The sequence below is a fragment of the Pradoshia sp. Z4_20 genome, from assembly GCF_058216035.1.
Genome location: NZ_JBZAJD010000009.1, coordinates 103,167 through 113,576, shown reverse-complemented (window position 1 = coordinate 113,576; position 10,410 = coordinate 103,167). Strand labels below are relative to the sequence as shown.

Genomic DNA, 10,410 nt, shown 5'->3' with positions numbered 1-10,410 from the left:
ATGAACACAACCCAAACCAGACGCAAATCGGGCTTCACGAATGCTTTTAAGTAGTCTCGTAATTTTATCTGGTTCATCTGGAAACAAGTCCTGCTTCATAGCGTTAAACAACGCCATTTGCTCTGATTTAGTTAATTCGCTGAAGTCTTCATACACATCTGTCCACATATCCGAACGCCTCCCTAAACCCCATTATAACCTTTAAAAGTATGGGCAAGAAAGCAACAATCTATACGAAAACAGCCTAAATAAATCAGTTGAAATCTGCTGAAGACCTATATCAGTTACAACCATATCCATTCGAGAGCTTACTCCCTATATGTAGCTACACACGGTTGATACATCTATCAAAGGTTCTCTTTTTCACTTAAGTAACGATATTTATAAAATTTATCTGCAAAATCCGTAACTTTTTTTGTTAGACGATAATTAGCACCTGAACCGATAGCCATGCTTAGAATTGGTATTCCCTTAAATACCTTTTTCCTAAAGAAATATATAGCCATCACCTTCATCATTTGTTTAATAGGCTGATCAAACCAAAAAACATTGCTCAACTCATCTTCCCCTTCATAGAAATAAGAAGGTGAATGATCCAAATCCTCCATTAAGGTCTCCCAGAAATACTTTTGCATACGTTCTGGCATTGTACCAGCATGGAATACCTTTAGTGAAAGCATAATTTCATATGGGGTGTTCATTTCAAAACCATATGAAATTCCAATCAGCTGAATACTCCTTAAATTGATCACCATTTGAGCCGGCAAATCCGCTGCTAAAGCCACCCCTCCATTTACAGCCGAAATACCTCCCTGAACGAGAGAATACATCCGATGTCTGGCCACTTGCTGTTCAGCGATATAGGCCAACTGATCAATGGAAAGCTCTTTTAAGTCTTTTAGTGTTGATATATTTTCATCAAAAACGCGGGCATTTGTAAGTATACGATTCCTTGCATCAAGTTGGAATTGAGACTCATGAATCATGGAGTGCAGGTGAAATAACCAATTATCCATTTTCGAGAAAAACTCCTGTTGTGTACTCTCCGGCAACAGCGTGAACATATTCTCTATCCACCGATCATAATATGTTTCAAAATCGGTTGGCTCACTTGCCTTCATCTCCGCTTCCCACTCTTTTATTTCCATCCAAATTTCCTGATCCCGTTTCGTCAACGCCATATAATGATCACCTCTTTAAATGGTCTGATACAAAAAGTATATCACATATCGTACCAATTCCTATATTCTCGAAAATAGCTGTACAGAAGTCCTATGAATGAACAGATATAAGAATAACGTAAGATAACATCATCCATTTGAATACTCCTGAGTGAATTTAATAGCACTAAACACAAAAAAGGAATTCAGACTAGGAGCTATAAAGCTCTAGTCCGAATTCCTTTTATCATTAAACTAAAATTATGCAAGTTATTAATGTGTTAAACGTACCACATCACGGGCAATCATTACTTCTTCATCAGTTGGGATAATGATAACTTTAACTGGTGAATATGGATGGTTCACAAATTGCTCTTTTCCACGTACATTGTTTAAAGCTGGATCCCAATATACGCCCATGAATTCTAAACCTTTTAATACACGCGCACGGATTTCAGAACTATTTTCACCAATACCAGCTGTGAAGATAATTGCATCTACCCCGTTCATTTTCGCTGCGTAGGATCCAATATATTTGTGAATACCATCAGCAAATTTAGAGATAGCCAATTCAGCGCGCTCGTTACCTTCTTCAGCCGCTTGTTCAATATCACGTAAGTCGCTGGAGAAACCGGAAACACCAAGCATACCGGATTTTTTATTAAGAATATTGATTACATCATCAGCTGTTTTACCTGTTTTAGCCATTAAGAATGGGATTAAGGCAGGGTCTAAGCTTCCGGATCTTGTTCCCATTGTTAAACCTTCCAATGGAGTGAATCCCATAGTTGTATCGATAGATTTTCCGCCTTCAATTGCGGTAATACTTGCTCCATTACCTAAGTGGCAGGAGATTAAACGCAATTGCTCAAGAGGACGTTTTAATAGCTCAGCTGCACGCTCAGATACATATTTATGAGAAGTTCCGTGGAAACCATATTTACGGATTCCGTATTCTTTATAATAGTCGTATGGCAAGCTGTACAGATAAGAGCTTTCAGGCATTGTTTGGTGGAATGCTGTATCGAAAACAGCAACCGCTGGTACGTTTGGCAATACTTCACGAAAAGCTCTGATACCAGTTGCGTTCGCACGATTGTGAAGCGGCGCTAATTCAGCCAAGTCTTCAATTTGCTCCAATACTTCATCCGTAATAACAGCAGAATCCTTAAAGATTTCTCCGCCATGTACGATTCTGTGTCCAATTCCTTCAATTTCTTCAAGGGAATTGATGATTTTATATTCAGTAAGCTTTTCAAGCAAAAGCTTTACAGCAACGGAATGGTCAGGTATTTCTGTAACCATCGTTTTCTTTTCTCCATTTACTGTAATTGTAAAAATGGAGTCTTGAAGTCCGATTCTTTCTACAATCCCTTTAGTGATTACAGTTTCCTCAGGCATCTCAAATAATTGAAATTTCAAAGAGGAACTCCCAGCATTAATCGCGATTATTTTTGACATATATTCTCTGCTCCTTACATTTATGAATAGCATCGATGTTACACGGTAACTGCTTATTTTATATGTTCTCGATTCCAATTAAAACATTGAACAAGCGTTCTCGCAAGCCGAAATTACTTTGTTACCGTTTTCACAATAATATTATTTTATTTAAACAATTCTAACTTGTCAAAAAATTTATATAACGGTAATAAAACTTTCTTTTACTTTTCTTCTTCTATCCATGCATCAATTTTACTTAACATGGAAGCTGTAGCTGCCCTGTCAGATAGCTTCGGCATATTGACGAGCAAAACCTGCTTTGGTGCTTTTATATCTTTCCCTTTTTTCTGCAGGATAAGAATACTTTTAGCCGATTGCTTCGATTGGAATAAACTTTCAGGCAGCTGAATCATCCCCTGAATATATCCCTCTTCGTTAATAAATTGATGAAGAGCCTTTGCTTCAACTGTGTTGAAAAGATCATTAGGAATCAGGAAAAATAGATATGCCCCTTCTTTTGAATACGTGAAGCTTTGTTCAATTAATAAATGATGGGCATATGACATACCATTTTCAGATTTCACTTTAAAATCGGCCGCTCTCTGATCGTTTGGATAATAGCCTACCGGTAAATCACAAACTACTGCATCTGCAGGGTTAATAAACAACGGCTGCAGGCTATCCTGATGTAAAAATTGGATAGGATGGCCGATGAGATTAGCTCCACAATAGGCGAGTCGAATTAAAGTTTCATCGACCTCAACACCTGTAGCATCTAGCTCCTTTTTATCCAGTGAATTTAAAATAGAAAACAGAAGGTTACCTGTTCCGACTGCCAAATCAGTAATCGTTAACGTATCTTGATTTTTGGTGAATTTTTCGAGCAGATAAGCAAATAGAAATCCCAAGGCATCCGGAGTCATTTGATGATTTGCCTGAACATTAGATCTGCTGGATTTCAATACTGCCAATTGCCAACCTTTACGGATATCTTCTTTACTAAACTGCTCCAAAGGTTTATCCTGATAGCTGTTTTTCAAACGTTTGACTGCCAGTTCACTCAATTCTTCCTGAAGCACGGCATTATGGAACCAATTTTCTCCTGTTTCAGCGATGGCTTCCAACTCTGTAATCCCTAGTTCGTCCTGTATTATAGTTGCAGTAGATGTTATCAATTCGTATATAGATTCAACATTTGTTGTGATCATTTTAAGTTCCTCCAGCTTTTGTGCATTTTACTTTCCCCATTGTAGTATTACGTTTCATAAAGGACAAGTCTAATCATTCAAAAAAAATACGTTCATTAAAAACGCCCCTTAAACGTTAGAAAAGCCTGTCTAACTTTAAGGGGCAGAAACTTTATATAGAGCTTTTTACTTTGCAGCTTTTGCTGCTTCAAGCGCTGCTTCATATTGCGGATGCGTAGTGCCTTCCGGTACATATTCCACATATGTCACTTTATTATTGCTGTCAACTACAAAAACAGCACGTGCCAATAAACGTAATTCTTTCATTAGTACTCCGTAAGCCTCTCCAAAAGAAGCGTCTCGGTGATCAGAAACCGTTATGACGTTTTCTAAACTTGCTGCTGCACACCAGCGTTTTTGAGCAAAAGGAAGATCCATACTTACTGTCATTACAACAACATCCCCTGCTTTTGCTGCCTCTTCATTGAATTTTCTTGTTTGAGTATCACAAACGCCTGTATCCAAAGAAGGTACGACACTAATAATTCTTACTTTTCCATCTGTATCTTTCAATGTTACTGGGGATAAATCATTAGCCAACACTGTAAAATCAGGTGCAGTGTCACCTACTTTTACTTCCTTACCAATCAATGTAACCGGATTACCTTTAAATGTTACTGTTGCCACACCAATTCCTCCTTATATTCCGATATATTCTCTACATTCTTAAGTATAGAGATATACATACTCTTTGTAAAAAAATAACCACATTCGCATGGAATGTGGTTATGATAAAACTTTACTAACAATCACATAAAGCTATTCCCTGATTCATTGGAAGAGGAATCTGAAGCATCCTGAGAATTAGAGTTATTTTTTTTATTGTTTTTCCCTACCTTCGAAATCATTGATTCTACCTTATCCATAGCAATCGGAGCTGAATCAAGAATTTTTTCGATTAGATGTGTACTCTCATTAAGATGAAGCATTTTTACACCATGAGCATTAACAATTAGAAACGCAATCGGTGTGATTGAAACACCACCTGCAGCTCCTCCACCGAATGGATGACGCTTCTCCTCGCCAGTACCCTGGCTTCCTCCTCGGCTAATTTGATAGTCACTGCCTCCAGCTGCATAGCCAAATCCAACCTTTGACACAGTCATTATCACACTGCCATCAGGAGTTTCTACGGGATCACCAATAATCGTATTAACATCAATCATACTTTTTAAGTTTTCCATTGCTGAATTCATAAGACCTTCAATTGGATGATTGGACATTTTATAACCTCCTGCATAGTTTTGCTTATTTCAAATTTTCATTTCCTATTCCCTTAGCATTAAACGCGCTAGCTTCCATCCTGCAACTATAGTTTTTGCCATTCGGACACGGGCTATGCATTCGATTTTCGTTTCAAATGGTTTCTTGACTGAGAAATATGGGATAATATCGATTTTAGGAGGTATCATTAATGAAAAATACTGACTGATGATACCAATAGCTCCGCCAGTTAACCCCCATAATGCTCCGGTTGCCACTGCTGTTGTTGATGCTTCACCTGTACCGTAATGAATTTCCATTTGCAAATCTGTCATTTGTATTTTAGAGGTGAATTTTTTTACAGTTTCTTGATAACTTCTAAATTGTGAAAGCATTTCCTTCAGATTCTGAAAGGCAGCTTGAACACCATCCATAGATAAAGATTCATCAGCAGAGGATTCACTTTGGTTTGATTGATTTTGTTGTCGATAAGTACTTTCTCGATAAGAAGAAGGCTGATATTTTTCGTCAGACAGCTGTACTACTTTAGAATAGTGGATAAGGCCTCTCCATAATTGAATCTTTATAATTGCCTTATTCTTTTCCTGAGTGTGATGATATTCAATATGTATCGTTACTTTCGAAAGCAAAAAGACGGATATAAGGATTAGCACAACTATACAAATCAGTAATAAAAGCTTCATCGTTTATATCCTCCCGAGTACGTCATCAAACAAACAGTATGGTCAATCATAACTGAATCTAAACTTCTCATTGACTTTTTTAACGTCGAGATAGCAAAAAGACCCCTTCTAACAGAAGGAGTCCTTTATAACCTGTATTTATTTACCGCGCTCTTCCAACACAACAACTGTATCACTGAACATATCATGAAAGCCCTGTTTCTTTGGATTAAATGCAATAACGATATAACCGAGCATAAGTACAGCGGAGATATATCGGCCAATCCATTCTCTAAAAATTACTGTTTTCCAATCCAAAGGCGTTCCATCCAATGATACCACTCTAAGACCCATAATCATTTTTCCTAGAGATTGGGCTAAAAATTTGGAAGTAAGAATGAAATACCCGAAAAATACTATCGAATCAACTATGGTATAAGCTGAGAAGATACCCGTATTATCCATAGAAATATCAAACAGTCTGAATATCGGATTGATAAATAATCGACTTATGCTGCCAATTACTATAAGATCGATGAGATAAGCCCAGAATCTCATCCAAAATCCTGCACGCAGATGGTTTGGAATAGAGTCAGGAGGCTGTATCTGTTCGTCTAAAGTCAGTTCTTCTTGATAATCTTCCATTTTCCACCCTCCTTAATTCGCAGAATATAGATACATCATCCGTGGCGATTGATTTTCAGTCATTAGGCTTTTGATCGTGCTTACCTCATCATTCACGCCTGCCCATTGCTGCATTTTCATCGAAAATAATGAGCTTAGGCTATCTGATCCAACTAAACGAACCACTTGTGCACCTTTTAGATTTTCACTTTTTTTCATATCGGCAATTACATCCTCTAAATAACCAAGCTCATCAATTAAATTAATCTCCTTTGCTTGACGGCCATCGTAGATACGCCCATCAGCAATTTTTCTTACTTCATCCTCAGGCATACTGCGCCCTTCCGCAATGACCTTCACGAATTGATCATAGGAGCTGGTAACCATCGATTGAAGAATTTCCTTTTCATCCTCTGTCACTTCTCTAAATGGATTCATAAGATCCTTAAATTTACCGCTTTTAATAGTGACCATGTCGATTCCATACTTTTCAGCTAACCCTTCAAAGTTATAGCTTTGCATAATGACTCCGAGTGACCCTGTCATTGTTTCCGGACTGGCAAATATCTTGTCGGCCGGTGTTGAAATATAATAACCTCCAGATGCAGCCTGTGAACCCATTGATACATATATTGGTTTCTTTGTTTCCTTTTTAATTTGCATTAACTTATTATGTATTTCCGCACTTTCTACGACACCGCCACCTGGGCTGTTGACGCGTAAAATAATTCCTTTGACCGTATCATTGTCCTTAATGGCATTCAATCTTTCCATAAAGGATCGGTGATTATAGGCTTCAGCCGTAAAATAACTTTCTTCCTCACCTGTGTCCTGAATGACTCCTTCTACATCCATGACAACAATTTGACTGTTCACATCCCCTTCTTCAATGATATCCTCCTCAAATAATGTATCCTCAAACAAATTTGTCATAGCAGACTCTTCACTTGAAAATGTTGAGATAGCATTCATAAGAACGGATACAAAAAATATCACCGCTGCTATTCCAAGTGCCAACCATCTTTTTTTACTCATACAAATTGTCCCCCAATCACGCTTTAAGTAGTTTTAATGTTCTTATTATTCATGATAGAATTATTATAGCACCTTATTTTGGTAAACCTATAATCAGGAGTACCAATACTAACCTACAAGGAGGGAACAAAATGGGGGAACGCAGAAATATCTTTTTTTATTACAAGCAAGGTCAAGAAATGGTGGATCAGGTCAATAAATTAAAGGATAATGCAAGCAACTACGGATTCGAACTTGTAGATGAACATAAAGATGCTAATATTATCGTTAGTGTAGGAGATGACGGAACATTTCTTCAGGCAGTACGTAAGACAGGCTTCAGAGAGGATTGCCTGTATGCAGGCATTTCATTAAACAAGCAATTAAATATGTATTGTGATTTCTACATAAATGATACGGAAAATATGGTGGAAGCAGTCACAAAGCCCGTCATTGAAGTAAGAAAATATCCTACAATTGAAGTAACGGTTGATAACCAAATAAGTTTTGATTGCTTAAATGAATGCACATTCCGTTCTGCTTTAATTAAAACAATGGCTATCGATGTTCACATTGATGACATATTATTTGAAACATTCCGTGGGGATGGGATGATAATTTCTACACCTACTGGAAGTACTGCCTACAACAAATCGGTCAACGGTGCAGTTGTAGACCCTTTGCTTGACTGTATGCAGGTGAGCGAAATAGCATCGATGAATAATAATCATTATCGTACGCTTGGTGCTTCATTTATTTTGGCTCCAGATCGTACTCTTTCTCTTCAAGTATTAGATAATGAAAACGATTACCCGATTATCGGGATGGATAATGAAGCGATGAGTATTCATCTTACCGAACGATTGGATATTAAACTGAGCGGAAGATATATCAAGACGGTAAAGTTACGTAATAATTCTTTTTGGGAAAAAGTCCACAGGACATTCCTTTAAATTTTCATACGAAGGAAACAAAAAAGATGATTCCGCTGGTCGGAATCATCTTTTTTTGACGAAAGAGGATTTTGTTTACGCCTTATATACTTCTTTCTCCTTATTTCTTAATTCGACACGCATTATTTTGCCGCTGATTGTTTTCGGCAAATCTTCCACAAAAGTAATTTTTCTTGGATATTTATATGGGGCTGTAAGCTCTTTAACATGGTTCTGCAAGGTTTGCACCAATTGAGGATCATTGACATCAACGCTATCTTGTAAGACTACGAACGCTTTTACGATTTGCCCTCTTACCTCATCCGGACTCCCTACTACAGCGCACTCCTTCACATATGGATGTTTAACAAGTGCATCCTCCACTTCAAATGGCCCAATGGTATAACCCGAACTGATAATAATATCGTCACCGCGTCCTTCAAACCAAAAATACCCGTCCTCATCTTTTTTAGCTTTATCTCCTGTAATATAAAAATCGCCTCTAAACTGCATTGCTGTCCGTTCCGGATCCTTATAGTAATTTTTAAACAACGCGGGAGTTTTAATGTGGACAGCTATATCGCCTACTTCGCCAGGTTGGCAAATCTGCCCCTCCTCATTAATAATTTCTACGTTATTTCCAGGGGTTGGTTTCCCCATGGAACCCGGCTTCACATCCATCCCCTTCATGATACCGACCAGAAGGGTATTTTCTGTTTGCCCGTATCCATCACGAACGGTGACCCCGAAATAGTTTTGAAACGTATCGATCACTTCTCTATTAAGCGGCTCACCTGCTGAAACGGCACTATGTAGGCTTCCCAGGCTATATTGATCGAGGCTGTCTACCTTCGCCATCAATCGATATTCCGTAGGGGTACAGCATAAAACAGTAATTGAATGCTGATCAATTAATTTTAAATATTTCTCTGCTTCAAACTTTCCGTGATATACAAACCCAGTAGCTCCCGATCCAAGAACAGATAAAAAGGGACTCCAAATCCACTTTTGCCATCCAGGTCCGGCTGTAGCCCATACAACATCATCTTCACCTATTGATAACCAGTTTGAGGCAGCTGTTCTGAGATGTGCATAGGCCCAGCTATGAGTGTGGACAACTCCCTTTGGTTGCCCTGTTGTACCTGAAGTATAGGATAAAAAGGCCATATCATCTCCCATGGTTTTCACCATTTGTAACTCTTCTGAAGCGTCTTTCATTCGTTCATCCAGTTGAATCCACCCATCTTCATTTCCATTTATAACAAATGATTTCAGTGAATCCTCCGATATAATTTCTGTAAATAAAGAGGTATGAGGCTTATGAACAATTACCGCTTTTGCTTCTGCATGCTTGCTTCGATAAACAAGATCTTTTTCTCGAAGCATTTCAGAACATGGTATGACCACTGTACCTATTTTTAAAGCAGCTAAGTAAATCACATACGCTTCAATAAAGCGAGGAATCATGACGAGAATTTTATCCCCCTCCCTCAACCCTTCCTCTAACAAAATATTGCCAACTCTATTCACCCTTTTAATCAATTCTCCATACGTAATTTTTTGTGTTTCCCCGTATTCATTTTCCCAAATCAAAGCGATTTTGGTTTCGTTCTTACTGTTATTTTCTACCTCGCTGACTAGATTATATTGTTCTGGTGCGATCAGGTTCTGTTGATTCATATCCTTCTCCTCCCTTAAAACAAATAATGTTAATCAAACTCTATTATACATTGTTTTACAAATAATGGATTAAGAGAGTGGAAAAAGATTGGCTCTTACAATGGCTTTCAACATACAAAAAAAAGAAAGCGGACTAAAAATCCGCTTTCTTGTAGCCATGTTATTTAATTATCTGGAGAATCCTCCACCCAATTGTTGTTCAGCCATTTGAACAAGACGCTTAGTAATCTCTCCTCCAACAGAACCGTTAGCACGAGAAGTTGTTTCTGCTCCAAGTTGTACACCGAACTCAGAAGCGATTTCATATTTCATTTGGTCAAGAGCTTGTTCAACTCCTGGTACCAAAAGATTGTTTGAGTTATTTGACATGTGTTTTTCACCTCCTTGTGATAATAGAGTGTGTAAAAACACATATCTTCATTCC

The 10,410-nt window shown here is 37.9% G+C and carries 11 protein-coding genes and 1 pseudogene; 1 reads left to right on the top strand and 11 read right to left on the bottom strand.

What is annotated here, in order from left to right; all coding sequences use genetic code 11:
• The 9 genes and pseudogenes from AC4BHP_RS16710 to sppA all read right to left on the bottom strand — a co-directional run.
• Positions 1-168: pseudogene (locus AC4BHP_RS16710) on the bottom strand (IS1595 family transposase); the annotation flags it as partial.
• Between the two features lie 179 nt (positions 169-347).
• On the bottom strand, positions 348-1,181 hold the full coding sequence (locus AC4BHP_RS16705; RefSeq protein ID WP_066108971.1) for an EcsC family protein: 834 nt from the start codon (positions 1,179-1,181) through the stop codon (positions 348-350).
• Between the two features lie 252 nt (positions 1,182-1,433).
• Positions 1,434-2,621, bottom strand: a complete 1,188-nt coding sequence (locus AC4BHP_RS16700) for an acetate kinase (RefSeq protein ID WP_066108974.1) — start codon at positions 2,619-2,621, stop codon at positions 1,434-1,436.
• Positions 2,622-2,824: 203 nt separating this feature from the next.
• Complete coding sequence (locus tag AC4BHP_RS16695) at positions 2,825-3,811, bottom strand: class I SAM-dependent methyltransferase (protein ID WP_139892796.1); 987 nt, start codon at positions 3,809-3,811, stop codon at positions 2,825-2,827.
• Positions 3,812-3,976: 165 nt separating this feature from the next.
• The gene (gene tpx / locus AC4BHP_RS16690; RefSeq protein ID WP_490553448.1) at positions 3,977-4,477 is read right to left on the bottom strand and encodes a thiol peroxidase; all 501 of its coding nucleotides are present in this window, start codon (positions 4,475-4,477) and stop codon (positions 3,977-3,979) included.
• A 122-nt stretch (positions 4,478-4,599) separates the two neighbouring features.
• On the bottom strand, positions 4,600-5,073 hold the full coding sequence (gene ytfJ / locus AC4BHP_RS16685; protein ID WP_066108985.1) for a GerW family sporulation protein: 474 nt from the start codon (positions 5,071-5,073) through the stop codon (positions 4,600-4,602).
• A gap of 45 nt (positions 5,074-5,118) precedes the next feature.
• Positions 5,119-5,757, bottom strand: coding sequence for a DUF2953 domain-containing protein (locus AC4BHP_RS16680; protein ID WP_139892795.1), 639 nt, complete (start codon positions 5,755-5,757; stop codon positions 5,119-5,121).
• A gap of 138 nt (positions 5,758-5,895) precedes the next feature.
• On the bottom strand, positions 5,896-6,381 hold the full coding sequence (locus AC4BHP_RS16675) for an RDD family protein (RefSeq protein WP_077248180.1): 486 nt from the start codon (positions 6,379-6,381) through the stop codon (positions 5,896-5,898).
• 12 nt (positions 6,382-6,393) lie between these two features.
• Positions 6,394-7,395 carry a signal peptide peptidase SppA gene (gene sppA / locus AC4BHP_RS16670; protein WP_066108993.1) on the bottom strand — a complete coding sequence of 334 codons (1,002 nt, stop codon included), beginning with the start codon at positions 7,393-7,395 and terminating at the stop codon, positions 6,394-6,396.
• Positions 7,396-7,526: 131 nt separating this feature from the next.
• On the opposite strand from sppA, the gene AC4BHP_RS16665 reads away from it, so the two are divergent.
• Entirely contained in the window at positions 7,527-8,327 is an 801-nt protein-coding gene (locus tag AC4BHP_RS16665) for an NAD kinase (RefSeq protein WP_066108994.1), read from the top strand.
• A gap of 75 nt (positions 8,328-8,402) precedes the next feature.
• Here the strand turns inward: AC4BHP_RS16665 and mbcS are convergent, their stop codons facing one another.
• Complete coding sequence (mbcS, locus tag AC4BHP_RS16660) at positions 8,403-9,986, bottom strand: acyl-CoA synthetase MbcS (RefSeq protein ID WP_066108997.1); 1,584 nt, start codon at positions 9,984-9,986, stop codon at positions 8,403-8,405.
• A 168-nt stretch (positions 9,987-10,154) separates the two neighbouring features.
• Entirely contained in the window at positions 10,155-10,355 is a 201-nt protein-coding gene (locus AC4BHP_RS16655) for an alpha/beta-type small acid-soluble spore protein (protein WP_066109002.1), read from the bottom strand.
• Positions 10,356-10,410: the final 55 nt, after the last annotated feature.